Annotated in this window: 20 protein-coding genes, 2 tRNA genes and 2 pseudogenes; 9 read left to right on the plus strand and 15 right to left on the minus strand. The window is 48.5% G+C overall.

All coding sequences use genetic code 11. From position 1 onward, the window contains the following. Positions 1–233: 233 nt before the first annotated feature. Positions 234–515 (minus strand): hypothetical protein, encoded by a 282-nt coding sequence (locus DFP97_RS06915; RefSeq protein WP_114379274.1) that lies wholly within the window; start codon positions 513–515, stop codon positions 234–236. A 772-nt stretch (positions 516–1,287) separates the two neighbouring features. Between DFP97_RS06915 and DFP97_RS06920 the strand changes: the two are divergent. Further along, positions 1,288–1,400: pseudogene (locus DFP97_RS06920) on the plus strand (IS3 family transposase); the annotation flags it as partial. 87 nt (positions 1,401–1,487) lie between these two features. Here the strand turns inward: DFP97_RS06920 and DFP97_RS06925 are convergent. The 4 genes from DFP97_RS06925 to DFP97_RS06940 form a co-directional block, all read right to left on the minus strand. Beyond that, a complete protein-coding gene (locus tag DFP97_RS06925; protein ID WP_181873387.1) occupies positions 1,488–3,134 on the minus strand; it encodes a DUF4179 domain-containing protein in 1,647 nt (548 codons plus the stop codon). Next, positions 3,088–3,681: an RNA polymerase sigma factor gene (locus DFP97_RS06930; protein ID WP_245975969.1), complete on the minus strand. Its 594-nt coding sequence runs from the start codon at positions 3,679–3,681 to the stop codon at positions 3,088–3,090. The genes DFP97_RS06925 and DFP97_RS06930 overlap by 47 nt, the downstream gene beginning before the upstream one ends. A gap of 302 nt (positions 3,682–3,983) precedes the next feature. After that, positions 3,984–4,286 carry a GNAT family N-acetyltransferase gene (locus DFP97_RS32080; protein ID WP_342773255.1) on the minus strand — a complete coding sequence of 101 codons (303 nt, stop codon included), beginning with the start codon at positions 4,284–4,286 and terminating at the stop codon, positions 3,984–3,986. Positions 4,287–4,688: 402 nt separating this feature from the next. Then, positions 4,689–8,354 (minus strand): LAGLIDADG family homing endonuclease, encoded by a 3,666-nt coding sequence (locus tag DFP97_RS06940; protein WP_114379276.1) that lies wholly within the window; start codon positions 8,352–8,354, stop codon positions 4,689–4,691. Between the two features lie 276 nt (positions 8,355–8,630). Here DFP97_RS06940 and DFP97_RS06945 point away from each other — a divergent pair, with 276 nt between their 5' ends. The 3 genes from DFP97_RS06945 (at position 8,631) to DFP97_RS06955 (ending at position 12,428) form a co-directional block, all read left to right on the plus strand. Continuing rightward, positions 8,631–10,454 (plus strand): DEAD/DEAH box helicase, encoded by a 1,824-nt coding sequence (locus DFP97_RS06945; RefSeq protein WP_114379277.1) that lies wholly within the window; start codon positions 8,631–8,633, stop codon positions 10,452–10,454. Then, entirely contained in the window at positions 10,451–11,410 is a 960-nt protein-coding gene (locus DFP97_RS06950; protein WP_114379278.1) for a YqhG family protein, read from the plus strand. The genes DFP97_RS06945 and DFP97_RS06950 overlap by 4 nt, the downstream gene beginning before the upstream one ends. A gap of 124 nt (positions 11,411–11,534) precedes the next feature. After that, complete coding sequence (locus tag DFP97_RS06955) at positions 11,535–12,428, plus strand: hypothetical protein (RefSeq protein ID WP_114379279.1); 894 nt, start codon at positions 11,535–11,537, stop codon at positions 12,426–12,428. Here the strand turns inward: DFP97_RS06955 and DFP97_RS06960 are convergent. Continuing rightward, positions 12,419–12,619 (minus strand): YqzE family protein, encoded by a 201-nt coding sequence (locus DFP97_RS06960; RefSeq protein ID WP_114379280.1) that lies wholly within the window; start codon positions 12,617–12,619, stop codon positions 12,419–12,421. The two genes, DFP97_RS06955 and DFP97_RS06960, sit on opposite strands and share 10 nt — an antisense overlap. A 131-nt stretch (positions 12,620–12,750) precedes the next feature. Between DFP97_RS06960 and DFP97_RS06965 the strand changes: the two genes are divergently transcribed. Then, the gene (locus DFP97_RS06965; protein WP_114379281.1) at positions 12,751–13,452 is read left to right on the plus strand and encodes an N-acetylmuramoyl-L-alanine amidase family protein; all 702 of its coding nucleotides are present in this window, start codon (positions 12,751–12,753) and stop codon (positions 13,450–13,452) included. Here the strand turns inward: DFP97_RS06965 and DFP97_RS06970 are convergent. Further along, positions 13,417–14,229 (minus strand): divergent polysaccharide deacetylase family protein, encoded by an 813-nt coding sequence (locus DFP97_RS06970; RefSeq protein WP_181873414.1) that lies wholly within the window; start codon positions 14,227–14,229, stop codon positions 13,417–13,419. The two genes, DFP97_RS06965 and DFP97_RS06970, sit on opposite strands and share 36 nt — an antisense overlap. A gap of 237 nt (positions 14,230–14,466) precedes the next feature. On the opposite strand from DFP97_RS06970, the gene DFP97_RS06975 reads away from it, so the two are divergent. Then, a tRNA-Leu gene (locus DFP97_RS06975) sits at positions 14,467–14,553 on the plus strand. 338 nt (positions 14,554–14,891) lie between these two features. On the opposite strand, the gene DFP97_RS06980 is transcribed toward DFP97_RS06975, so the two are convergent. Then, a complete protein-coding gene (locus DFP97_RS06980) occupies positions 14,892–15,476 on the minus strand; it encodes a xanthine phosphoribosyltransferase (protein ID WP_114379282.1) in 585 nt (194 codons plus the stop codon). An 81-nt stretch (positions 15,477–15,557) separates the two neighbouring features. Between DFP97_RS06980 and DFP97_RS06985 the strand changes: the two genes are divergently transcribed. Further along, positions 15,558–15,641 (plus strand) — tRNA-Leu (locus tag DFP97_RS06985). 460 nt (positions 15,642–16,101) lie between these two features. Here the strand turns inward: DFP97_RS06985 and DFP97_RS31385 are convergent. The 4 genes and pseudogenes from DFP97_RS31385 to DFP97_RS07005 form a co-directional block, all read right to left on the minus strand. Further along, a pseudogene (locus DFP97_RS31385) lies at positions 16,102–16,245 on the minus strand (TFIIB-type zinc ribbon-containing protein); the annotation flags it as partial. 52 nt (positions 16,246–16,297) lie between these two features. Next, complete coding sequence (locus DFP97_RS06995; RefSeq protein ID WP_114379284.1) at positions 16,298–16,522, minus strand: hypothetical protein; 225 nt, start codon at positions 16,520–16,522, stop codon at positions 16,298–16,300. A 118-nt stretch (positions 16,523–16,640) separates the two neighbouring features. Further along, a complete protein-coding gene (locus DFP97_RS07000; RefSeq protein WP_114379285.1) occupies positions 16,641–16,955 on the minus strand; it encodes a hypothetical protein in 315 nt (104 codons plus the stop codon). 82 nt (positions 16,956–17,037) lie between these two features. Further along, complete coding sequence (locus DFP97_RS07005) at positions 17,038–17,607, minus strand: xanthine phosphoribosyltransferase (protein WP_114379286.1); 570 nt, start codon at positions 17,605–17,607, stop codon at positions 17,038–17,040. Between the two features lie 229 nt (positions 17,608–17,836). Here DFP97_RS07005 and DFP97_RS07010 point away from each other — a divergent pair, with 229 nt between their 5' ends. Further along, complete coding sequence (locus tag DFP97_RS07010) at positions 17,837–18,553, plus strand: hypothetical protein (RefSeq protein WP_147275026.1); 717 nt, start codon at positions 17,837–17,839, stop codon at positions 18,551–18,553. A 131-nt stretch (positions 18,554–18,684) separates the two neighbouring features. Then, on the plus strand, positions 18,685–19,725 hold the full coding sequence (locus DFP97_RS07015; protein WP_114379288.1) for a YkvI family membrane protein: 1,041 nt from the start codon (positions 18,685–18,687) through the stop codon (positions 19,723–19,725). 37 nt (positions 19,726–19,762) lie between these two features. Here the strand turns inward: DFP97_RS07015 and DFP97_RS07020 are convergent, their stop codons facing one another. The 3 genes from DFP97_RS07020 to DFP97_RS07030 are packed head-to-tail and all read right to left on the minus strand — an operon-like array spanning position 19,763 to position 25,613. Beyond that, positions 19,763–23,167 carry an AAA family ATPase gene (locus DFP97_RS07020; RefSeq protein WP_181873388.1) on the minus strand — a complete coding sequence of 1,135 codons (3,405 nt, stop codon included), beginning with the start codon at positions 23,165–23,167 and terminating at the stop codon, positions 19,763–19,765. Further along, on the minus strand, positions 23,164–24,453 hold the full coding sequence (locus DFP97_RS07025) for a metallophosphoesterase family protein (RefSeq protein ID WP_114379290.1): 1,290 nt from the start codon (positions 24,451–24,453) through the stop codon (positions 23,164–23,166). Before DFP97_RS07025 ends, DFP97_RS07020 begins: the two co-directional genes overlap by 4 nt. A gap of 32 nt (positions 24,454–24,485) precedes the next feature. Beyond that, entirely contained in the window at positions 24,486–25,613 is a 1,128-nt protein-coding gene (locus DFP97_RS07030; RefSeq protein WP_114379291.1) for a glycosyltransferase family 4 protein, read from the minus strand. Positions 25,614–25,641 lie beyond the last annotated feature (28 nt).

Genomic DNA, 25,641 nt, shown 5'->3' on the forward strand with positions numbered 1-25,641 from the left:
TGTTATTATACCCGCATAATAAAGTAAGAAAGAGCACTGCATCTGCTGGCGTAGAAAACTTTGAAAGATAGACGCACTCCCTGTATTCCACATTTTGTAACCAAGCAGGTTGTTCGAAGTATGGATCCTGGATTACTGCCCGAACTGTAGTCATTGTTATATTCCCCCCTTACCACTTCATTTCGTACTAAAGTGAACTATAGTACCGTTTGTTCAATAAGCAATGGGGGTTTTTACTTAGCGTTTGATACTGGTGAGGGCTCTTTCCTCCACTCTGTAGGACCTTCACTCTCGGGAATAAACTTTCTCCAATATTCTCCGCTTTGTTTATCAAATATAATGATATTGTTTTTATTTACGGCGAACATTTCATACGCCCCTACATTTGAATTATTAACTTTTGTTGAATCAACTGCAATAGGCGAGTCGGAAAAGGTAACCTTAACAAATGCCCCTAAAATAACAAAGCCTAACACAATTGAAAATGCAATAATCAGCGAACTGCTTTTATTCATTAAAAACCCTCACTTCCAAGTTATGGTAATAATGTATTCGACATTTTCTTCGAATAACCTTCCTTCTCTATCTGTGCTCCAGTATACTGCCAGTTAGCACAACAGGCTGCCGACCGAATCATCAGCAACCTGTAGTGAAGATTTATGGAGCTATCGTACCCGTTAGCGGAATAACTTCAAATAGTTTTCTTAATTCCTTTATTTAACCCAATTATTATTAAAACTAGTCCAAGTATTAGGAAAATCCCTACGAATATATTATCAAAAACACCAGGCATATTTGGTTCAGAAGGATACTGTCCAGACCCATTAATTTTTACTGGAACAGCTTCACCAATCCATTTAAAAACAGCAACAAATCATGCCACTTAATGCAATCAGTCCCAGACCAGACATAAAACTGCTCTTCCACATTTGTTGTTTCCCCTCACTAAAAAAGTAATCGTATAATTCATAGGTGTGATTATAACACATAACCTATTGCGCAATCCTGCCAGTTAGCACAACAGGCTGCCGAGTGAATCATCAGCAGCCTACGTAGTGAAGCATTATGAAGCTATCGTACCCGTTAGCGTAGAGAAGTACAATCCTATTCGTAATTATTTTCTTGCGTCGTAACCAACGATTTCCTTAGTTTCAGGGTCAAAATAGATACCAATCGGTCCTAACAGTTCGTCATGATTTGTATTAAATGTAACCTTTTAAATCGACTCTGTTTTGGAACCTCATCCCATTTGGATTGGACCATGTAGACAGCCAAAGTTTAAAAGAGCTGCAACGTGAAATCGACGTTATATTCGCTATTACAATAACCGCAGATATCAATGGGGATTAAAAAAGATGACCCCTGTACAATACAGGAATCATCTCTTGTTTGCTGCCTAAATGTTCAATAACACACTTTTTTAAGTGTCCTTGACAAAGGGTCCAAATCAACAGGTAATTAGACAGCTTGTTCCCTTTTTTCATCCATTATTCCATCGGCGGCAGCGGAATCTTCATTTCTTTGCTAGGATCATCCGTTGTATATTGGTAGATGTATATCGTCAGCTCATCGCCGCTATAATCCCGAAATTTTTCAATAGCTTTATTGTTGCCATCTCCTGTGAAGTTGTTAGTTAGCTGCTCACTTGGTATTTTTCCTTCCTCAGTCATTCGATATGTCTGGTTAATACCGCCGAATGCCGGATTATCGCTCCCGCTTTCAAGGTATACAGCCCCCTCCTTCCTGTAGTAGGTCCATTTCACAGGGTAATCGCCAACGTTAGTCGTAATCGTCTGCTTTTGTTCACTGATTGCTTTTAAGGTAATTGGTTCTTCACCGCCCTCATGCCAAACGACCTCGTATTTGCCAATTAAAAAAATGGCTGAATCTTTCGTTATCTCGAGTCCCGCTGGACGCTCGAAGCGTAATGTATTTTCCTGCGGCAGGCTAGCATCAAAGTATTCACCCCCCTGCCATGTCGCACCATCCACCTCCAGAAAGAAATCGATAAACGGGTATCTCATGTATTTTTCCTCATGAGAAGTCAACAAGCGAATTTGGGTTGGCGAAATGATCAATTCATTAATATGAAAAGGCGCATTTGCGTGATCAACTGCAATGTTAACCTTTTTCATATAAGTACTGTTGTTCATACTCTTCTTGTTCAACTCAATGTTAAAAGCCCATTCCTTATTTAGACGCTCCTCCATACGGTTGTACTGTAGTAAATATTGTGTGGATTCGCCTTTTAAATCTTCCATCGAGTACAATTGTTTCATTTTAAACTCGTTATTGATTCCTGGCTCGCCGTAGGACGCGTGATTTAATCCTTTTATTAGTTTATTATTACTTTTAACAATCAATTGGGGACTGGCATAGCGGAATACTTTGGAATCGGAAAAAGCGACCATTGAAGAAAGCATAACCTCGTTGCTTTCCTGAATTAAAGGCTGAACCGTGACCGTATCTATCCCATTCAGTTCCACAGCAAATGTTTGCACAGAAGCATTTTGTAATTCCAAAGCAATCGGCTGAGTTACCGTTTCTAAGGACTGAAAGCCTAATGCTGAAAACCTTACTTGTTCTGACGACTGACTAGGTATCCAATCCGTTTCAAAATAACCATTCAACACGTTATGCTTCTCATCCCATTGATGATTGTAAGATCCGTCAATCGTGTTGCCTTTCTCATCCATAATTTTCATGTTTTCAAAATTCCAATGATCACCTGATCGATCGCCAATATTAATGCTATATACAAAAAAAGTACGGTTCTCGTCTACTAAAGCGGTATGAAGCGTAAAGGTAACACCAGCATGCGTTACTGATTGATCTATTTTCTGACCTAGACCTTTATTCAGAGCCGTTTGAATACCACTCCGATTTTTCAGTAAATCACCAAAGTTCCAGTTCCATGCAAATACTGGCGTCGCAACGCATAAAAGCGCTATGCACGAAGCTATAATCGTTTTTTTCCAACGGGATAATTTCATTGACTTTTGTTCCATTAATAAGGAATTTTCATGTCTTCGGTCTTCAGCCTGCTGGATTCCGTTCCACATCGCCTCGAAATCCGGATATGGAATTTTATCCTCTTTCAAATGACGAATCAGATCTTTCTCTAACGTTTTCATGAGCTGAGCCTCCTCGTGCATCACTATTATTATTGTACTCAATCATTACCTTTAACAACTTCATCCCCTTATGCAGCCTTGATTTTACTGTTCCGATAGGGATGTTAAGCACATCTGCTATTTCAACATGTGTAAGCTCTTGCACGTATCGCAACGTAACAACAGCTCGAATTTTTAATGGCAGGTTTTGCAATAACAAGCTGTATTCCAATGCAGCTTCGCGCTCCTCTACCATATAATCCACCGTTTTCACTGCTGTTTCAGTAAAAAGCCATTCGAAAACCTTTTCCTTCGTACGTACCAATCGTGTTTTCCGTAAATGATTCAAGCATCGGTTTACCGCAATTTTCAGCAGCCAAGCTTTGCGATGCTCAATATTGTTCCATTCCTTTCTCATTGCTGCTATGAATACTTCCTGACACAAGTCCTCTGCATCAGAAGCGTTGCGGAGCATGTGCAAGCACATTCTGTATACATCCTTGTTATAAGCCTCGAATAATTCTTTTCCCGTCAAATGTGAACTGCCTCCTTCCTTGTCTTCTGTCATATAAACAATCTCCACAGCAGAAAGGTTCATTTAATAAAAAAGTTGGATAGAGGACGAAGTATTAATATAACAATAGCTTTGCTTCTTTTTAATTGTTTCTTCATATATAGTCTCCGTTGCACCACCCATCGCCTTACCATCTTATCGTTGATGCTAAGTGCTTTTGCGACAGTTTTATATCCCATCTTGTCATCGATGAACATTTTCACTGCCTTATGTTAGAATCCACGTCGTATGTCTTTAGAAATTCCCCCATGAAAAATCCCCTCTAAGTAAACTGTAGTGCGCTTTCTTCGCACTGTCTACTTAAAGGGGATTGTCATTGCACTATCGTACCCGTGAGCGTAATAATGGGAGATGTACAGTACAGATTCATGCAGCAAACTCACTAAACACAGTAGCTTGATACCTGGCCATTCTGACTTAATGATACTAAAATATACGTCGTCTCTCGGCTCACCTTTCGCGTTTATATAATTACTCCTAAATATCCCTTCCTGTTTCGCTCCAAGTTTAAGCACTGCCTTCTGAGACCTCAGATTATCGGTATCTACACTGAATTGGACACGATTAAAGTTTAATTTCTCGAAAGCAAAAGTCAACAATTCATATTTTGTAGCCTTATTTATTCCGGTTCCTCTAATACACCTCTCCGTACCACGTCCAACCTATTTCAAGTCTTTTACTTTGAAATACCATGTTACCAAAACGTGTAGAGCCAGCAACTTGGCCTGATGTCTTATGAATGACGATAAAAGGATAACTCGCTCCATCCCTGCGACACGAGAGTGTTCGCGACATGTATTCCTTAAAATCTTCATTGGTTACGATGTGATTTCCCGTAAACTGTGTAATCCCCTTATCAAAAATAATCTTCCGTAAACCACATTCGTATGACTCATTAAAAGGTGTGGTGTCATAATTTTTGAATCAAAATTAATGTTTCAGAATTGATGAGAAAGAAATGTATAATCTTCTCTTCCTTTGTACTTCCTTGTTCACAGATACTAGTTACACCTGCTGTAACCGCAATTATTACATTGCTTGCATCCTTCAATATTTATTAAAGATGCAGATCCGCAAGAAGGACACAGGTCCCGTGAAGTAATCGCGGCTTTGAGATCGGATTTTACTATTAATTGTTCCGTTCTAGCTGCTTCCACTTTGGACTGGTTACCAAGTAAGAATGAGTTTTCTACCGCTGCCGCTTGCTCCTCGGCGCTATCTGTATGAATCTCCAGCGCCTTCGCAACCGCATCGGCAATAGACTCGACACGATTCACGCCAAAGCCGATCGCACCGGACCCGCCTATCCCTTTCAAGTGCTTGATCAGCAGCTTCACTTTATTACCGTGATCACCGTAACGTAAAAACAGCGAGGAAACACGGCCTAATGCCTCTGCCATGGCAAATACATCAGAGCCTGCTTTGCCGACGTTTAGAAAAATTTCGCACGGCGTGCCGTTTAAGTCGTTAATGGTAATGTAGGCCATGCCGAATGGTGTATTAACCTTATAAGTAGCGCCTCGCAATACCTGCGGCCGGCGCTTATACTGTTTGTCGTGTTCTGCCTCAACCACTGCAGTCTCTTCGACTTTTTCTTCCTTTTCTGTCGATTTATCCGTTGACAGCACCTGTACATCACGGCTGCCGTCACGGTAGATCGTTACGCCTTTACAGCCGAGCTCGAAAGCTAACTCATACAGCCTTTTCGTTTCTTCAATCGTAAAGTCAGCCGGACAATTAGCTGTCTTCGATATTGAGCTGTCTACCCAGCGCTGTATTACAGCCTGCGTCCGTATATGATCCTCAGCCGATAAACTCATCGCCGTAACGAAATAATCAGGCAGCTCTTCTCCCGGATGCGCATCCTTCCATTCTTGGGCGATCGGAACATATTGCTTATCGAAGCCAAGTCGGCTTTGGCGGAAATATTCGAATGCGAAATAAGGCTCAATGCCGGTTGATGTTCCGACCATCGTTCCTGTACTGCCCGTCGGCGCTTGAGTAAGCACCGTCACATTTCGAATGCCATGTTCCGCTACGGCAGCCCCAACCTCAGGAAACTTCTCGATGATATTGCGCATAAAGCCGCTTTGAACAAATTTCTCCCCGTCAAATGCTTGAAAGGAGCCCTTCTCGGCAGCAATTTCTGAAGATGCCAAATAAGATTCCCGCGCAATAAAGCTGTAAAGCTTGTCGAGGAATTCCAATGATTCCGCACTTCCATAGCGGACGCCTAACTTAATCATGAGCTCTGCAAGCCCCATCGTGCCAAGACCGATTCGGCGCTCCAGCTTTTGATTGCGCTCGTTCTCCTCAAAATGATAAGGAGTCTTTTCGATGACATTATCCAAAAAACGAACCGACCACCTTGTAACCTTCGCTAATTCATCCCAGGCGACATCATGTTTCTCTTCATCATAAAACTTCGAGAGGTTAACAGCGGATAAGTTACATACGCCCCAGCCGGGTAATCCTTGTTCTCCGCAGTTATGGACAACCATTCCGTTTGCAATCAGCGAGTTTGTAACGGATTCAGTAATATCATATACCTGAGCCCATTCCGCCTCTGTAACGGAAACAACTCTCGAAACAAACTTCTCATTTTTACGGGAATTCCGCGATATTCGTTCAAGGGCTGCTTGTTTTCTTGATATAAATTTAAAACCAATTTCTTCTTTAAATCCAACAATATTATTTTCTGATAAAATTAACTCGTAAAATGGTTTACCTTCATAAATCCGCTGCTCCCCCGTTTTAGTCGTGTACGTAAAAAATTGTTGTTGTTTCTTGTTTCGACTATATATTAGCCCATGTATTCCGAAATTTAATAACAGGAGCTGGACATCTTGCAACAATTTTTTCGAAGAAGATGTTAGCCGTACCGATCGATGCATCTCATCTTTGTCATAAACCGTTCCATCAGCGCTAAATAATGCTTGCAAGTAAGCAACCACGGTTTCCTTGGATGCAGTAAAAATACATTCAGGCACCTCTTTTTCGCCAGACGGCACTGCTTTTATACCGAATTCCATCAATTGTTCCCGAAAAGCTTTGCGCCACCAAAACAATTGACTAGTGCCGTTATCTCTTTTAAACAACTTGGCCTCTGCACCGCTAAATTTCTTTCCAGCTTCAATCATGCGAGGGATGACTTCTTCATCCTCTTGACTAAATACCATTCCGATATCGCCGCGTTTGGAGAGCCACCCCTCTCCAGTCAACCAACCTAAAAACATGCCCCATTGTTCCCCGAGATGGTCATTATCGACAAATTGTCCTTTCCCGGATTGAATATAGACTACATCCTTTGAAGTTAACTGCTGTGCTTCTTTCCAACCCTCTACAGTAAAAACTCGATGCTCGGGCGTAACTTTAAGTTCCATCCCGTTACCTAATGCAATTTTTACAGTTTGTTTTAAACCCGTAGGAAATACTGTTGCCGACCGTATGTTAGTACCTGCTATCTCATAACTCCGTCCCCCAACAATTTGGGCTTGCTGCACCAATCGGTTATCGGTGACAATATTGAAAGACTTATTTTCTGCCTGTTTAAATAAATCTTCAATCCGAATCAAACCGAACTCCGTAGCTATTCGGGTATCAGGATGAAAACACGGATTAGTACTAATAATCGGATTAAAATACCAGCTATTCGACATTTGATTATAGTACTCCATAAACACGACACCGGGCTCGGCGGATTTCCATGCCGATTCTATGATGGTGTGCCAGACGTCGCGGGCACGGACGGTTTTGTAATGAATCACCCTTTTTCCTAGGCGCCGCCACTCGTCAATATCTCCCGTCCACAGCTCGTTGTAATCCGCTTCCTTCGTATCAGGGAATACGAGCTCCCAGTCGAGATCATCCTTCACAGCCCGTATAAAAGCATTGCTTACGCAAACGGATAAGTTCGCGTTCGTCACTTGTCCCATCGTTTGCTTGACCGTTATGAATTCAAGCACGTCGGGATGCCAATCATTAATCATAAGCATTAAGGCGCCCCTTCGACTTCCCCCCTGCTCGATCAAACCCGTCGTATAGCTGAACAACCCTCCCCAGGATACCGCTCCGCTGGACGAGCCGTTAACACCGGCTACAATGGAGCGCCGCGGCCGCAGCGAAGATAAATTCATCCCCACGCCGCCGCCGCGCGCCATGATTTCCGTCATTTCGGCGAGTGTCTTCATGATGCCGCCGCGGCTGTCCTTCGGAGACGGAATGACATAGCAGTTGAAAAGCGTCAGCTCCTCGCTTGCGCCGGCGCCTGCTGCAATTCGTCCGCCGGGTACGAGCTTCCAATCATCGAGGATATAACGAAACTTCTCCTGCCACTCCTTCTGCTTATCCTCACCGCTCTCCACCGATGCCACCGCCCCGGCTAACCGGTCCCACATTTCCTCAGGCGTCTTCTCGATCGTAAGTGTCAGCTTGTCAACGCTTGAATCCACAAGATCTCCATTCCGCAAACGTACCGTCACTGTCCTGCCTTCGCGTGCGACCACTTCCCCGACTTCCTTGGCAGGGAATTTCGGATCATCCTTCGTTAGAACGAGTACGACGTCACCGACCTTCGTTTCATTCGTATCTGCATTTTTCCAAGCATACCGGTCCAAAAAGATTTTTTCGCTCAGACCTTCGAGCCGTTTTCCGCGTTTCGTCCCCATGCATTTCCTCCTCTATCCACCTCGCACCTCAGGCACATCATGTAAATAATATATGCTTAAGGCACAATATATTGTGCTGTTAAACCATTATACTATACTACATATTGATAAACACTCTGAAATTTAGCTGAATTTAACAACCTGCTCCGCTTTCATGCCCTCTCTCACTCTTTTGCTTGTCCATTCTCTTTTTTAGAAGGCTTCTTATTATTATTTGTTGAAAAGGCAATACTAATTAATACTTATCCCCTTTAAATGCGGAAGGAGCTGCACGAGATGACATTCCCTACAACGCCGCAGGCTGCCTCAGCCGAATCAGGCCCAGCCATCGTTACACGCAAGCTGCATCCGCTCGTTGATCTGCAATGCGACCGGACCTGGTTCGAGGAGCTGCAAAATCGACTTTCCCGGGGCGGTCCATGGGATGATTGGACGTTATATCAGCTCGCCATGGAAGCTGAGCAAGCCAAACGAATTGAGAGTTTCGATCAGCTGCTTTCCCTACGGTCTCTACCTTCATTTGAGCCGATGCCGCACCAAATTAGTACGGCGCGCAAGGTCGTGCACGAGATGGGCGGCCGCGCCATTCTTGCGGATGAGGTCGGTCTCGGCAAAACGATAGAAGCCGGTCTCGTGCTCAAAGAATATATTGTCCGCGGTCTCGCCAAGCGTGTCTTAATACTTGTTCCGGCGTCACTGGTGCTTCAATGGGTGCGTGAGCTGAATCAGAAGTTCGGCATTCCTGCCGTAGCCCAGAAGAAGGAGCATACGTGGGGCTATGATGTAGTCGTAGCTTCAATGGATACCGCTAAGCGAGATCCCCACCGTGAAATCGTTCTCGGGACCGACTATGACCTGATCATTATTGACGAGGCGCATAAGCTGAAAAACAAAAAAACGACGAACTATCAATTCGCTAATTTGCTGCGCAAAAAATATTGTCTTCTGCTGACAGCGACACCTATTCAGAACGACCTCGACGAGCTATTCAACCTCATTACGCTGCTGAAACCGGGTCAGCTTGGAGGACAAAGCGAATTCGCTGCCAATTTTGTCGTAGATAAGCGTTTACCGAAAAATGAGGATCAGCTGCAGGAAGCACTCTCTACGATCATGATTCGCAACCGGCGCGGTGACGGCGGCATCCATTTCACGAAACGCTTTGTCAAAAATATTCCGCTCGAGCTATCCGAGGATGAGAAAGCGCTCTACGATGCGGTCACCGGCTTCGTTAAGGAGCGCTATGAAGAGAGCGGAGGCGACTTAACGAGCATGCTATCCCTCGTTACGCTTCAACGCGAAGTTTGCAGCAGCCGGGACGCCGTCTTCTTAACGCTTGTGAACCTATTTAAGAAAACGGCCGAGGACTCGCCAATGCGTCCGAAAATTTGGGAGCTGGTAGAGAAAATCCGTAATATCAAAGCGAATACGAAAGCGGAGAAAGCGATGGAGCTTGTCAAAGAAATGAATGACAAGGTCATTATTTTCACCGAGTACCGGGCGACGCAGGAATATTTGCTCCAGTTTTTCCGCGCGCAAAATATGATCGCAGTTCCGTACCGGGGCGGCATGAACCGCGGTAAGAAGGATTGGATGATGGATCTGTTCCGCGGCCGGGCGCAGGTTCTGATTGCGACGGAAGCTGGCGGCGAAGGCATTAATCTGCAGTTTTGCCACCATATGATCAATTTCGATTTACCTTGGAACCCGATGCGGGTCGAGCAGCGAATCGGACGCGTACACCGCCTTGGTCAGACAGAGGATGTTAAAATATACAACCTCTGTACACTCGGAACGATTGAGGAGTATATTGTAAATTTGCTGCATGAAAAGATTAACCTCTTTGAGCTAGTCATCGGTGAGCTGGATCATATTTTGGAGCGGTTTGAGAAGGGCGACGGCTCGCTGGAGCAAAAACTGGCAAAAGTGCTCCTGGAAGCTGGCAATGATACGGACTTGAAGCAGCAGCTCAATCAATTAGGCTCCTCCCTCAGCCGAATTCGCGACGAGGTGAAGACGGGGAAAAATCCGTACGCCACTAGTCCCGAACTGCTTGTTAAGCTGGATTCACTAGGACAAACAGTGGAGGTGAGACCTTGAATGAGAAGCAGGTCCATAAATTCGTAAATCGCTATTTGGAAGCTACAGAATGCTCCATTCTGGAAAAATCGCCCGCCCATTTTACGGTTAAGCTGTCCCCCTTCGCCGACCGTGAGCTAACGAACCGTCCCTATTATTGGAGCTTCGTTGACCGGGTAGGCGCAGAACCGGAGACAATGACTTACTTGCTTGTAACCGATAAGCAAAAATATGATGCCGAGGAAGAGAGTAAAGCGAAAGCAAAAGCATCAGATCAGCCTGATGCTTCGGCAACTTCGCAGGATGCAGCCGCTAATGCAGCGCTTGGACGCTCTCTCGGTTTCATCCACGGCAGCCTGGCCGCGCCTGCGCGCGTGCCTCGGGAGGATTTATATTTTGGCGCCCGTAAGCTGGATCAGCTGTTTGACGCTGCCAAATCAAAGGGCAGCTACGTTTATTTGTTTCAGGAGCCGGATAAGCGCAGCAGCAATCCGTTCAGCTCCACACCTTACACCGCTTGGCTCGGCGTTAACATGCGCGTCGAGTTCGCTTGTGACCGGAAGCGTGAGGAAATTCATTGCTTTGGTGTTTCGCTTGCAACGGGATTATGTGTTGAACAATTTCACGATCGGCTGCTGTCGCACAAGCTCACGCCAAGGCTCCCAGCCAATATCCATATAACAAAAAACGGTCTTTCCTTCAATAAGGCGCTCGGCATCGTGGAGCAGGCACTGGAACGCAAGCTGCGCGGTTATGATTACAGCTGGGCGGCAGACGCTTCCGCGAGGCTGGAGGAGGAGCTCGTGAGAATAGGCAGCTACTATGAACCGCTCATAAAAAACGCGATTGCGGAAACAAGGCAGGCAATCGAAGAGCAGTTCACCCAAAGGCAAGCCGAGATACGTTGGCAATACGAGCCTCGTGTGACCGCATCCGCCATTAACTGCGGCATCTTTCACCTTGAAGGGATCGACTGACGAGCATTAGACGATATCCGCAGCTAAACGTCAAAAAAAGGCGGTCCCCGGACCGCCACAACATGACATGATGCAACAGCCTTCTTAAAGCTTGTCCATTACAATAGAGATGAGGTGATCACATATGCGAAAAAAATTTATAAGACTGACTGCGGCATGCGTATTAACCGCTCTCGTGTTATATTCTGGCGGATTAAAGACGCAGCCTGCAGCTGCAACAGCTATTCCTGCGACATCAGATCAACCGCTTGAGCAGCAAGCGCAGCTATGGGTAGACGAGCTGGCGAATCAGCCTCATTTTGAAAAATGGAAGCTCGCATCCTTGCAAATCTCCCCCATCGGTCCAGGTACGCATAGCTGGCTCGTCCTCGTAAAACAAAATAAGGAGACCGTCGGTTATTTAGTTGTAAACGCGGTCGAGAATGGCGGCTTTCAGCTGGGAGAATACGGTACTAGCCGTCAACCTTTGTTCGATGATCAAACCTTATCGCGATCAATTAAACAACTTGAGCTGCTGAAGCCGGCTGACAAAACCGAAGCGTTATACATTCACCCGCTGCTCGCCGCATGGAAGGTGACAGCAGATCAAGAAACTTATTTTACGGATGCCGCAAGCGGAGAGCTTCTTCCAGTAGAGTCGAAAGACTGGCTTGCTGCCTCTTACACGCCATTGATTCATGCGGAACGGATGCAAGCTCCTGCAAGCGCTAAGCTGTTAAAGCATGTCTCCTTACCCTCATTCGATCGATATGCAAGGCTTCCCTGGTTGACCAAGGAGCCTCTTCAAGTAGGAATCAGCACTTATTCATCACTTTTTGCAAAAATAAACAGCAAAGAACAGCTCCGTTATACCGCAGAGCTGTTTGAAGGACAAATGCTGTATGTCTGGTCCATCGTCGGCTACAACAAATGGGACAGCGGTCATCTTTACCTCGCGCTTGAAGCAGGTGAAGATGGATCCGAACGCAGGTACGTTCCGCTTCTGTTGCTCATTGAGCTAGGTCACTTTTACCGGTGACGCTGCTCGCGTCCCTTCCACCATAACATAACGCTCATCGGCCCCCAGCCAAACCAATGCGTCAGCCAAGGCTCTCTTCGTTCTTTGGCTGACGTTCTTGTTTGCTTTCGCTCTTCCTTTGGTGTTTCTATATAAGCCATAAACTGCTCCGTCATGTATTTCACATAATCTTCGGCTTTAATTTTAGCCATTCCCGTCACTCCTTCTCGTTTACTATGATGTTATAAGGTTGCCCTGTCTGATTTGAATGTAAACATGCATGAGTTTTCCTCCAAAGAGCCACGCTAACCCTATATCAATGTGATCTGGAGGAACCAATGTTATGCTGCATAAAATAGGTCTAGGCCTTATCGCGTTATGCTTCGCCGCAACCAGCAGTACGGCAGCTGCTTCTGAATGGCCGCTTCTGCCAACCGCATCCGATCAGGATTGGGCGCTTCCATCTACGGTCGTCATCATCGACGTCGGGCATGGCGGCATTGACGGGGGAGCAACATCGGGCGACACTCTGGAAAAGGATATCAACCTTGCCGTTGCCCGGAAGCTCTATGTGATGCTGCGTAGTCAAGGTATCTCCGCAGTCATGAACCGTACCGGCGATTATGCGTTAAGCGAGGATAATCGCTGGCATATAAGCCGTTCAAGACACCGCAAGGACCTTTCGCATCGCCGACAGCTTACGGAAGAGATTGAAAGCGAGCTGCTCGTTAGTCTTCATGTGAATTGGTCCAAAAAAAGCTCGCAGCACGGACCGATCGTTCTGCATCAGAACCGCGGAGAAAGCGCCCTTCTTGCCTTCTGTATACAGGATGCGCTTAACCGGCAGCAAAAAACATCCTTTCTCCCCCGTGAAGGAAAGCCGTATTATTTGCTTAAGCGAGTGCAGCAGCCGACCGTCATCGTAGAAATGGGTTTTATTAGCAGCAGCACCGACCGCGCAATGTTGACAGACCCGCGCCGTCAGGAAGAGATCGCGGCGGCGATCGCTTCAGGAATTAGGCAGTATAAATGGATCGTCCGCTGAAGCGCGGACGAGATCCGACAGCTTTACAAATTGCACGTTTGGCTGCATCAACGGTATGGATTGCTGCAGGACGGAAGCTGTCTTCTTTCCTGGAGGTCCGACATGTCCTATTGTAATACAGCTAACGTGCGATTCCAGATGCTTTCGCAGTACGCTCATCTGCTTCGTAATATGTTGGACGGTATAAACGTCATCGAGAAACACATGGTTTGAGACGATAGGAACATGAAGCTCAGCCGCAATTTTCGGAATAACTGTTTTGTAGGTCGTCCGGCTGTCGAGAAAAAACATTCCGCGTTCCTTGCACACGCCAAGCACTATTCGCATTACCCGTTCGTCAGCGGTTACCTTAGAGCCCATATGATTGTTCATTCCGATTGCATGCGGAACGTCCCCAATCGCGCTCTCCACCCGTTTGCGAATCTCCTCATCGCTCATAGCAGTGGTCAGCGCACCGGGTCCAAGCCATCTCTTCAAGCCCTTTATCGGCTCCATCGGCATATGAACAATGACATCATGTCCAAGCCGGTGCGCTTCCTCTGCATCACGCCTCGTCGTCGGCATGAACGGCATAATCGCAGCCGTAAATTTTACAGGCAGCTTCATCATCTCTTCGGTACCTGTCATCCCGTTTCCGAAATCATCGATGACAATGGCGACCGTTCGCAGCTCTTGCTTATCTTCTGCTAAGCTTATACGGTTTAATGATGACCGTGCTGATACGGTTCCGCTGCTGATAATACCACTCATACAAACTGCAGCTGTCAAAAATAACATTGCCGCTCTAACTGCAACTGCCAGCAGCCGCGGTTGTTTATTCCATGCCAGCTTTTCCTCTTTGCTGCAACAATCATTCTCTTTGCTCATCGCTGCTCACACCCCACTCTTTTATTACTCTCATTGTTTGTGAAGGGGATGTAAAATATGCTGAATATTTCAACTTTCAGCAACTTTCAGCAAGTTATTGACTTCGCAAGCAGCCCCATGCTAACATAAGGAAGCTATTCGAGATATGCGGTCGTGGCGGAATTGGCAGACGCGCTAGATTCAGGTTCTAGTGGTGTAACAGCCGTGGAGGTTCGAGTCCTCTCGACCGCACCAACCTAATAATCATTGAACTTCGGAACATTGTTCCGAGGTTTTTTTGTTTGATGGGGCCTATCCAGTCGAGAGATCTGTACAACAAAAAAACGCGATTTACGCGTTTTTTAATCGGAGCCTCTCATTCATTTTGCAATCGATATATGGTCTGAAAAAATTATTTATTCTTCGTCTTGCCGTTTGATCCGGCTACTTCTGAATCTCGGTGGTTTCCTTCCTGCGACTTCTTGGCTTTGTTATTGTTGTTGCGGGACATCCATTTTTTCCTCCCCTCTTTGCCTTGGTACCATAAAATTATGTCCCGCATCTATCTCTAATATTCGAATGACAATACTTCACTAATCACCACTGTCCGTGGCAAAAATGACTTTGCCCTCTGATAGTGACGCTATTCTTGCCAATGAATGTACACGATATCCATATTCGATCAGCTTTTCTCTACCTGGCTGGAATGCTTTTTCAATGACGATTCCAATGCCGACTACCTTAGCCCCGGCTTGCTCGGCGATTCGCGCTAATCCTAGCGCAGCATCTCCGTTTGCCAGAAAATCATCGATAATCAACACCCGGTCGACAGAAGATAAAAACTTGCGCGATACCGTCACTTCACTCTCCTCTTGCTTCGTGAAGGAGTATATGTTTTCCGTGTACAAGTCATCCTTCAGCGTTAGCGACTTTCGTTTACGAGCGAACAGCAGCGGGACATTCATTTGCAGCGCGGCCATAACGGCAGGCGCTATGCCCGACGATTCAAGCGTAAGCACCCTCGTTACCCCTTCGCCTTCAAAAAGTTGTGAAAACGTCCTTCCGATGTCAAGCATGAGCTGCGGATCCACCTGATGGTTTAGAAAAGAGTCCACCTTTAATACATTTTCGTTTAAGACGATTCCTTCCTGAACGATTTTTTGTTCTAATCTCTTCACGGCATGTCCCTCCAAAATAAGAAATTAACTTGACTATATCATTTATCACGTGATATGATAATTCCTGTTGACACATTATTTGCGGTCGTGGCGGAATTGGCAGACGCGCTAGATTCAGGTTCTAGTGGTGTAACAGCCGTGGAGGTTCGAGTCCTCTCGACCGCATCACCCTACTAATGAACAGAATCGCTCAAATCGAGCGGTTCTTTTTTTATTTATGCGACGAAAGCCTCCGTCTCAATTCAGACAGAGGCTTTCGCTATAAGACTACCATTTAATCGAACAAATCTCCGAATACGTCCAGCACCGTCTTTTTCTTCTTATAAGGACGGCCGTATTTATCATAACCGTATTTATCATGTCCATAGCCTTGATTGCCGTAGCCTTGCTGGCCCTGTCCAGTTCCATAGCCGGAAGGCGACGCTTGGCCATAGCCCGGTGAGCCTGGCTGCGTTCCAAATCCGCCTGACGGCTGGCTTCCGTAACCGCCAGATGGTTGGTTGCCATAGCCCGATTGACCAGGTTGGCCCGGTTGACCAGGTTGAGCGTAGCCCCCCTGCTGCTGCCCGAAGCCTTGGCTTGGCTGTGGCGGCTGGCTGCCGTAGCCGCCGCTTTGCATATCCTGCTGCATTTCACGCACACCTTGCATTAGCTTATCCAATTCCCCTCTATCGAGCCATACGCCTTTGCAATCCGGACACACATCGATAAGCACTTCATCCTTTACAACCTCGCGCATACGAACATCTTCACATACAGGACATTTCATTCCAATCACTCCTTAACTGTACAGATTATAGGGTGCTGTTTTCTATGTTCAATTATGTAGCATCTTCAAAAGGCTTTGCACGTTCTTCTGACGCCAGTGCGTAGTTATATATCCGGCTGAGCTTTACAACGCGGCGGTTCGGACGGCGAATGACGACCGAGGACTCGTCCCACGCGACAACAATTCCGAGTACATCGTTAATTTCCATCTCGTCCCGTACGACTCTAACGGTTTCGCCGCTTAATCGAAACTGATTCAGCTGCTCTTCACTAACCAATGCTATTTCCTCCTGATCCTGCTTTGGTGCAAGCTGCTATTGAAAAACCTCAATGTTTGCTGATGCAATTCATTGAGGTTCGCTTCATTTTGTTCCGGCAAAGCCGTCTATGCTTTCATCATCCTACATTTGTATCTATCGTCTCGTACCATTCATCCAGTACACGAGAAGACATAACGCGCTTGCCAATATAATCGGTCTGACGGTCCGTGAATTGATCCCGCCATTCGATGGATAATTCGTCGCACAGCTTCACAATCGTGAGCAGCTCAGACCAAGCTACGTAACGTTTGTACCAAAAAAACTGCGGATGCTCAATCATATAAGGATATAAATCATCAAATTCCGTATGTTTGCAATCTAGAGCGCGTTCAAAGTGAATCTTTGCGTCAGTCAACTTCGCATACATAAACTCTGCGGACATTTTCCCCATAATCTGTGCCTCCCCTCGATCACTTCTGTATCATTATAAGCGATATTAACCGACGGGGAAAGAGCATTTGTACTGGAACATCTTACTCAAATTTTATTTCACCGTTATCAAGCGACGAAATTCGAACGAGAGGTTCCACCCGAATGCCTTGCTCCCTTAGTGTTCTGCCACCGGCCTGGAATGATTTCTCTACCACTACGCCAAGACCTACCAGCTCTGCACCAGAACGTTGTATAATTTTGATAAGTCCGCGCGCGGCATCGCCGTTCGCGATAATATCATCAATAAACAATACCCGGTCCTCTTCCGTTAGAAACTGCTTCGACACCATAATGTCGGTTACCATTCCTTTAGTAAAAGAAGGCACCCGTTCGGTATAGGCGTCCGGATCGGCAATAAGCGTCTTTTTCCGCCGAGCGAACACGAGCGGTACGCCCAGCACATACGCAGTCGCAAATGCTGCAGGAATGCCTGAGGATTCCACCGTAATTACTTTGGTAATGTTCTCTTCGGCGAAGCGTTTAGCGAATTCTTGTCCCATTTCCATAGTCAATGCAGGGTCGACCTGGTGGTTGATCAATGCATCCATCCGCAGCACGTCTCTCGATAGTACCGATGATTCTGCCAAAATGCGTTGTTTTAAAGTTTCCATCTTCCATTACCTCCACCAAAATCCTTTTCGTTAACGTACCATAGGTCAGGCAAAAAGTGCAACCTTATTAACGTCTTCATGTTTGATCGGTACAAATGAAAGTAATTGAAGGAAATATTTTCAAATCTGCGAAAAACGGAGCAACTTTTTCCTTATTTTGTACGTCTTATATATTATAATATTATAGTGAGACCCATTATATTTGAACATAAAACGGAGAGGAGTTCGGATGATGAAATATACTCGGAATGATACATCAAAAGCTTCAGTATTAGCAGCCGCATCTGCGCTTGTCATTTTGCTTGCCGGCTGTCAAAGCGCATCAACGGCTCCATCTGATCCCTATATAAGCAATAGTAGTCTTAACTACGACCAATCCGAAAAAGAGCCGGACAGCCCTCAAAAAATGTACTCCGAGCAAACTAACAATGAGCTTTTTTCGGATGAGCCTCATGCGAACAGAGCGGATATGACTAACGGTACGAATGCAGAAACTTCAACGCTGCATAATCATGAAGATGATAAGGCTACCGTAAAAACCGAAAGCGAGGACGCGGCATGGACCGCAACCGCGCCGATGCTGCATGGCGTCGCAATCGGCGACAGTGATGCGAAGGTCAGGAAGCTTTTTGGCAAAGAAATCGACAGCTATACGCTTGAAGAGGAAACGGAGACCATCAAAGTACTTGAATACGCTGGCTTCGCGATCGGAATCAACGACAGTAATGCCGTTCATTATATCGAGGTTTATGGTAACGACATTTCAGCGGGCCTCAGCGGGTTACAGGTTGGGGACAAACCCGATCAGGCGCTGCAAATGCTGGGCAAGCCGGAGAAACAAACGACTTATTTGCTTACTTACAAAGCGAGCGGCGCCCTTCTCAAGCTGGATTTAGACCCTGAGCAAAACGAAATCGTATCCATTAAGCTTCTTACAATAAGCTAGCGGCTAGGACCAATCAAGCAGCCACAGGCCGAATAAGGTATACGCAGAATCCTTTGCAAAAAAGTCATGCCTGTCCCCTCTCGGACATACCTTCTTATATAGAGGAGTTATGGAACGGAGGACGGTTCACGATGTGGAAACGCACAGGCAAGGTGCTGCAAATTGCTGCGACCTATATGGGAACGATTGTAGGCGCCGGCTTTGCCACCGGTCAAGAAATATTGCAATTTTTTACCCGCTTCGGGTATTGGGGAACATTCACGATTGCTTTGTCCACCATTCTGTTCATTTGGCTCGGCACAAAAATGATGCTCTTAGCTAACGAAATACGCGCTAAATCCTACGAGGATTTAAATAAGGCGCTGTTCGGTGAAAAATACGGCCGCCTCATTAGCCACTTCATGCTGGTCGTCCTTCTCGGCGTTACGGCCGTCATGCTCGCCGGCGCAGGCACAATTTTTTATGAGCATTGGAATGTTTCTTATCAGTCCGGGCTGCTCATCACAGTGATTGCTTGTTACTTTTTACTGCGCAAAGGGATGAGTGCCATCTTGATGGTTAACGCGATCGTCGTCCCTGTCATGCTGCTGTTCACCGTACTAATTATGATTAATACCTTCCGGTCACCCGGCGCCGACAAATTTATGACGTTGGCCAGCGACTTCTCCCCTTGGGCAGCGTGGGCGTCCCCGTTTTTGTATACCGCGTTTAATTTGTCCATGGCGCAAGCGGTACTCGTGCCGCTCGGCGCAGAAATACGGGACAAAAAAACGATCATTGCCGGCTCATGGCTCGGCGGCATTGGAGTCGGCTTTATGCTGCTTTCCGGTCATATCGCATTGTCGGTTTATATGCCGGGCATCCGGCAGTTTGCCATTCCGATGGGCGGAATCGCCAGCCAGCTTGGACATAGCGTTCAATTCATTTATATTTTTCTAATTTTCGCTGAGATTTTTACGACACTCATCGCCGACATCTACGGACTTACTTTACAGCTCCACGAACGGCTAAAGTGGGCTCGCAGCTTAATTGTTCTTATTATTCTCGCGATTTGTTATGTCGCCAGCCAAATTGGCTTTGGTACGCTGCTATCTACGCTTTACCCGTTATTCGGCTTGATTAGCTTCGGTTGGCTCATTTTAATTATCCGCAAGCGTGTCACGCACACGTAAATTGGACAAATATATACCATTATGCAGCATAAACGGACTATATAAGGACAAGCGCTGCTCCGTGGCAATGCTCCAGCAGGGCATCTCGCACATGCTCATGACAAGTCATAACGATCATTTGCCTGCTGTCCGATAACTCTGCCACCAGCTTCGCTGCGGCTTGCAGCCTGCCGCGATCAAAGTTGACGAACACATCGTCCAGCATGAACGGCAGCTTTATCGACTGCGAGGCTTCCTCCGCCAATGCGAGGCGCATGGCCAAATATACCTGCTCAGCCGTTCCGCGGCTTAGCATCTCGCTGTTAATTAGATGCTGATCCGACGATTCTAAACGAATACCGGGCTCCCCCGCAGTCGACAGTATGCGGATATACTTCCCGTCAGTAAGGCTCGCGATATAGCGAGAGGCGTTACGTAGCACGACCGGCTGCCGTTCTTCTTCGTATATCCGTTTTGTTCTTCTAATTAATGCTGCGCTTATCGAAAGTACGGCATAACGCTCCGCATCTGCCTCCAGCTGCGCTACGGTCATTTCCTTCTGCGCGAGCAGCTTCTGCCGCTCCTCTTCCTTCAGCAAATGATCGATCGATTGCCGCAATCTGCCCCGCTGCTCCAGCTGCTCGCGCTTCTGCTTCTCAAGCTGTTCAAGCTCGGCTTGCGAGGCTGCTTGAAGCGTTTGAAGCCGCTCCTCGTCATTGGATACATACAGCTCCTCCAGCTCGGCAATCCGATCCTCCGCCATACCTGCTGTTATTTCCAGGTCGAGCTTGGACAGCTCGAGGTCCAGCTCAGCTGCTAACCGGCGATGCTCAAGCGCAGTCTCATATTGAGCTTCATTCTGTGCGCCGGCGCTTTCCATCTGAGCAGCTATCGCTGCTGCCAGCTCTTCTAATTGTGCTTCAACGGTTTTTAAGGACAGCCGCAGCTCATCTCGGCGCGCTTCCATGCCGCGCGCTTCGTGCTTCGCAGCTGCGTGACGGCGTATCTCGCCATGCAGCAGCCGCAAGGCGAGTGCCGGGTCAGCAGTCAGCTGGCGGGACGCTTCATCGAATCCCTCACATAATGCTGCCGCTTGCAAAGCGAAAGCGGCTAGCTGCTTGTCGGCGGCGGCTTTCTTAGCTGTCAGCCGGTCGTATTGGTGCAGCCGCTGCACAGCTTGCTCGGCGAGCTCGAACGCTTCGAGCGCGGCTGACGGCGACATCGATGCCGGCAGTGAGCGTGCTGCAAGCCAGCCGGCCCATTGCCGGGCGGCGGCTTGTTTTGTTTGCGCAGCGGCGGCGGCTGCTTCGCTGCGCTCGCGGGCGAGCGCGCGGAGCCGGTCCAGGCGGCGCGCGAGCTCGTTGCGGTTGTCGATGAGGCGCTCGCTGTTTTGCAGCGCCTCGAGACGGGCTTCAACTGCGGCGCGCAGCTGTGTGCGAGCCTGTTCGGCAGCTTGCGCATATTCAGGCGCGGAATGCTGATGTGAAGTTTGCAGCGCGGCAAATATTGCCGATGCTGCTGCTTCTGGCTCTCGTAAGAGCGCTGCCATTGCATGACGAACTCGCAACTCCCGCTCGCCGAGCGCCGTATTCTCCTCGCTTCTTTCTATAGCGAACCCTCCTGGGCCGCGCATTCTTCCGCCAGCCGCGGAAGTCCATGCACGTCCGTTCTCGCCTTTTGCTAGTCTAGCGGACCGGTCCCCTGCAAGGCTAGCCGTCCGTGCCGCACGGCCGCCGCTGCGGCTACGCGCCAGCGCGGCAACAACAAGCGCCAGCGCTGCTACCGCCAGCGCAAGCGCACCAATGCCGGCTCCGCCGGCCGCTTCGCCCGCGGCAGCGCCGCTAAGCGCAGCAGCGCCAAGCGCCAGCGCTGCACCGCCCGCGCCTGCCGCTGCAGCCCAAAGCGGGCCGGCTCCGCCCCGGCCCGCAGCTGCCGCGCCGCGGCCAGCCGCCCCGCTTCCGCCCGCTGCTGCGGCGGCGCCGGCAGCGCGCACCCGCTCGAGCTCCCACTCGCGGAGCGCGCTATCGACGGCGTTCCACGCCTCTTTCAGCGCATCACGCGTGCGCGGCAAAAATAGGAGCCCCGCGCCGTCTTCCCGCTCGCGGCGTTCCGCTTCGCGCCCTACAGCCGCTTCCGCTTCATCCCAAGCATAAGCCGCCTCCCGCTCCTGCTGCGCAAGCGCTTCAAGCTCAGCGGCCAATCTTTCCTCTTGCCGCGCTTCATCGAATTGCTGCTGCCTCGCCTGCCTTACAAAATCACGATCAGCAACCGTCACGTGAAACTCCCGAAGCTGCCGCTCCGTCCATTCCGGCGCAATGCTGCTAACCAGCCGCGCAATTGCCTCATCATGCTCACGAAGCTCCGCTTCCATCTCGCTTCTATCCGACCTCAGCTTGCGCATGCTTTCGGCGGTTTGCAGCAGTGCATCCGTTTCATCTGCCATCTGAATAAACCGTTCGTCAAAGGCGATTGATTGAAGCTGCAGCCCCAGCAGCTGTTCCTTATGGAGGATTTGTTCAGCAGCAGCACGCCGTTCCGTCCTTTGCCTGATCAGCTCTTCCCAGCTTTTCTCCGCTTGCGCCGAAAAGCAGGAAGCATAAGCAACGGCACTTCGCTCCAAGATCAGCTTTTGCTTCCGCATCCAAAGCGGTCTAACCGAACAGGCTTTATTAAGCAGCTGCTGCCGGGCAGCACTTAATGGAAGCTCGCTCTCCAAACGGAACAGTGATAGATCAAGCTTCTCCGCCTGCTGCGTCAGCTCATTGTATGCCGCAATCGCATCTGCCCGCTTCCGCAATGACGCTTCAAGCTGCTCAAGCGATTTTAGCTGCTGATTGATTTGCTGATTCGTGCCGCGCGGCTTGAACAGCTGCTCCATTTCCTGAACAAGCCGTTTCTCCGCTGCTGCAATCGATCTCCCGCTGTCCCACCCGGCCTGGTACAAATAACGGCCGAGCTCCTCCCCCGATAACGCTCCAACCTCCTGCAGTTCCGTTAGCGTAATTGCGAATAATTGACGGTACAGTCTTTCCGTTACATTACCGAGAAAGCGCCGCTCCCAATCCGCTTGCGTAAGGATAACTTCATCGGCAAAGGTCTGACCGAACTCCAAATACCCGCCGGTATGTTCATTTGACGCTTGCTCAACATTTCCAACATCACCCAGTCCGCGCAGCTTCAGCTTGCTTGAGCCATCAGCCGAGTAACGCTCAAGCACATACCGCTTGCCCGACTGATCGGTGAAAAATAATCTTCCCCCGTGCTTCCCTCCGTTAACCGGCTCCTGCCGCAGAGCTGCTTGTCCCCGTTTTGCGAAACCGTAAAGCATCGATCGGATAAAGCTGAACATCGTGCTTTTGCCCGCTTCATTCGGACCATACACAATGATCACAGGGGCATCCATCGGAACACGCTGTCCATAAAGTTGTCCAAAACCGTCAATTTCAGCCTTCAAAAGCTTCATGGCTCGTCCCTCCCGGTCCCATGGATCAATCCGAGCGTCAGCTCCCGGGCTTGCTTGAGCCATCGGTCAGGCAGCTCGTCCCAATTGTTGCGCATTAGCCTGCCAAGCTTCGCATGATGAGTGAGCGGACTAACCGCATCCTTGGCAAAATCGCGCCATTCCGACTCATCTTCAGCCAGCCGGGCGCTTAAGCGGCACAGCTCTCCTGCAAAGCTGTCTTCGGCTTCCAGTTCGTTCCAATTGAGCTCCGCTCCCGTATTCACCGCTATATCGTAGACGAACACCCAAGGCTCTCCAGATGTCAGCCGCTGACCTTCCTGCAGCTGCTCGAGCAGCGTCCGGACAACGGCACTTTCAGTCAATTTATTATGTAATGGACCTCGGCCGGATAAATATAGCCGCAGCATGAGCGAACGGCCGTCAGCCTCCAGGGTCAGCTGTTCAACCAGACCAAACAGCTGCTGCAGCAGCTCCTGCTCCGAATAAATATCATCGATCCGGAAAGCATTATCCAGCCAGCGTACCTCATCGAGCGGTACGAAGGTGAGCTGAATGGAGCGTGCAGCTGTCACATCCACGACATAACAGCCCTTTGCCCCCGTTTCACGCGGATTTCTCCCCTGTGTATTGCCTGCATATACGACATGCGGATACTGATGCAGCACCTTGCGATGATGAATGTGACCGAGCGCCCAGTAATCAAAGCCTTTGTTGCCGGTAAGATCTTCAAGCGTGCATGGCGCGTACGGATCATGCGTCCCGTCTCCGTCAACATTGCCGTGCAAGAGCCCGATATGAAACGGCGCCTCCGGCTGGATACGGTAACCCGCCGCCAAATTTTCCGTTACCGCCCGCGTACCATAGGATACGCCGTAAACAAAAGCAGCCAGCTCACCGCTTCTGCGATAAGCCGGCCGATATTCCATCTGATCCGCTCCAAAAACATGCACGTTTTGCGGCAGCGTTAGTGCGGCTCTTGCACCGTTTAGAGGATCGTGGTTGCCGTGAATGACAAACACCGCAATACCGTGCTCCTCCAGCTTCTCCCACTCCCGCACAAGCATGAGCTGCGCGCGCAGCGAACGGTCGGCTTCGTCGAATAAATCTCCTGCAAGGACTATGAAGTCAACCTGCTCCCGAACCGCCGTTTGCGTCAAATGGCGCAGCGCTGCGAAGGTTGAATCAGTCAATGCATCACGTACCCGTTCCGGAGCCTTCGCAAGTCCGCGGAACGGACTGTCTAGGTGCAGATCCGCAGCATGGATAAATCGAAATGGTACAGTCATTCCTTCCCCACCTATACCGTTGTAGTCAACCGTTATTCCGGCTTCATTTGAACGTACACTTTTTTCAGCTGAGAAATGACGCGCTGGAGCGAGTATACCTTTTTTGCCTTATCCCAGCCTGCCCGGGCAAGATTATACCGGTAGGTTGGATCGGTTACGACCTTCTCAAGCGCTGCGGCCAGCGCTGCCGGATCCTCAGGCGGTACGAGCAATCCGTTTACGCCATCATCGATTTGCTCAGCAATCCCGCCTACATTCGTACCGACAAGCGCTAGCCAGCATAGCGCCGCTTCCGCGAATACGGAGCCGAACGCCTCTGCCCGCGATGGCAGCACGAACACGTCAAAGAACGGCATGAATTCTTCCGGGTGAAGCATATATCCGTAAAAAATAATATCGTCGTATAGATCAAGCTTTACTGCCAACGCTTCAAGCTCTTCGCGAATCGGTCCATCGCCGATAATGTGGAGGACAAACGGATGTCCCTGCCTTTTAAGCTCCGCGCAAGCATGCAGCAAGATATCCAGCCCTTTGGCCGGTACAAGCCTGCACACCGTAATTAGCTGAGTGACCGCATTGTCATGCGAGATCGGCTTAAATCGTTTTTCATCAAAACCGTTCGGAATGACTTTAATGCGCTCCGGCTGCTTCACATGGGCTCCGATGTACGATCGAAACGACTCGGAAACGGTGAGCAGCTGATCCGCCTTTGCTTCCAGCTCCCCGTAGATGCTCATGAGAAACCGGTGCTCAGGTCCTCCCTCTTTTATTTTCCCGTTCAAAATAAGCTCCCGCTCGTAGCTGGAGTGAATCGTGACCGCAAGCGGCGTATCCGGGAACAGCTGCTTCATGACAAGCGCCGCAATCGGGTGATGCGCATGAATAATATCGTACGGCTTTTTGATGCGCATTTTCGTCCACCAGACGTAATCCCGGTAGGTTTGAATATATTTATCTACGATTTTATTTCCTCTATATTCCGTATAGTCGAATGTCTCGAACAAAACCTCTTCCTGTCCTTTGCCCCTAACTCGTTTAGGCAGCGAAAATAATTCCATCTGCCAACCAAGCTTAATAAACCGTTCTTGAATGTACGGGACCATCGATGATACTCCGCCCGGCTGCTCCGGAGGAAAAAACAAGGCTTGCAATATGTTCATATGTCCCATCCTTTCAACGTAATGCATA

Origin of the sequence: Paenibacillus prosopidis, assembly GCF_003337375.1 — a bacterium.
Classification (GTDB): domain Bacteria; phylum Bacillota; class Bacilli; order Paenibacillales; family Paenibacillaceae; genus Pristimantibacillus; species Pristimantibacillus prosopidis.

Excerpts from the sequence above, each read along its gene's own strand:
- DFP97_RS06930 (WP_245975969.1), bottom strand. The coding sequence starts at position 3,681 with ATGACAGAAGACAAGGAAGGAGGCAGTTCACATTTGACGGGAAAAGAA.
- DFP97_RS06945 (WP_114379277.1), top strand. The coding sequence starts at position 8,631 with ATGACATTCCCTACAACGCCGCAGGCTGCCTCAGCCGAATCAGGCCCA.
- DFP97_RS06940 (WP_114379276.1), bottom strand. The coding sequence starts at position 8,354 with ATGGGGACGAAACGCGGAAAACGGCTCGAAGGTCTGAGCGAAAAAATC.
- DFP97_RS06955 (WP_114379279.1), top strand. The coding sequence starts at position 11,535 with ATGCGAAAAAAATTTATAAGACTGACTGCGGCATGCGTATTAACCGCT.
- DFP97_RS06925 (WP_181873387.1), bottom strand. The coding sequence starts at position 3,134 with ATGAAAACGTTAGAGAAAGATCTGATTCGTCATTTGAAAGAGGATAAA.
- DFP97_RS06915 (WP_114379274.1), bottom strand. The coding sequence starts at position 515 with ATGAATAAAAGCAGTTCGCTGATTATTGCATTTTCAATTGTGTTAGGC.
- DFP97_RS06970 (WP_181873414.1), bottom strand. The coding sequence starts at position 14,229 with ATGTTATTTTTGACAGCTGCAGTTTGTATGAGTGGTATTATCAGCAGC.
- DFP97_RS06960 (WP_114379280.1), bottom strand. The coding sequence starts at position 12,619 with ATGGCTAAAATTAAAGCCGAAGATTATGTGAAATACATGACGGAGCAG.
- DFP97_RS07000 (WP_114379285.1), bottom strand. The coding sequence starts at position 16,955 with ATGGGGAAAATGTCCGCAGAGTTTATGTATGCGAAGTTGACTGACGCA.
- DFP97_RS07010 (WP_147275026.1), top strand. The coding sequence starts at position 17,837 with ATGATGAAATATACTCGGAATGATACATCAAAAGCTTCAGTATTAGCA.
- DFP97_RS07015 (WP_114379288.1), top strand. The coding sequence starts at position 18,685 with ATGTGGAAACGCACAGGCAAGGTGCTGCAAATTGCTGCGACCTATATG.
- DFP97_RS07025 (WP_114379290.1), bottom strand. The coding sequence starts at position 24,453 with ATGACTGTACCATTTCGATTTATCCATGCTGCGGATCTGCACCTAGAC.
- DFP97_RS07005 (WP_114379286.1), bottom strand. The coding sequence starts at position 17,607 with ATGGAAACTTTAAAACAACGCATTTTGGCAGAATCATCGGTACTATCG.
- DFP97_RS07030 (WP_114379291.1), bottom strand. The coding sequence starts at position 25,613 with ATGAACATATTGCAAGCCTTGTTTTTTCCTCCGGAGCAGCCGGGCGGA.
- DFP97_RS06965 (WP_114379281.1), top strand. The coding sequence starts at position 12,751 with ATGCTGCATAAAATAGGTCTAGGCCTTATCGCGTTATGCTTCGCCGCA.
- DFP97_RS07020 (WP_181873388.1), bottom strand. The coding sequence starts at position 23,167 with ATGAAGCTTTTGAAGGCTGAAATTGACGGTTTTGGACAACTTTATGGA.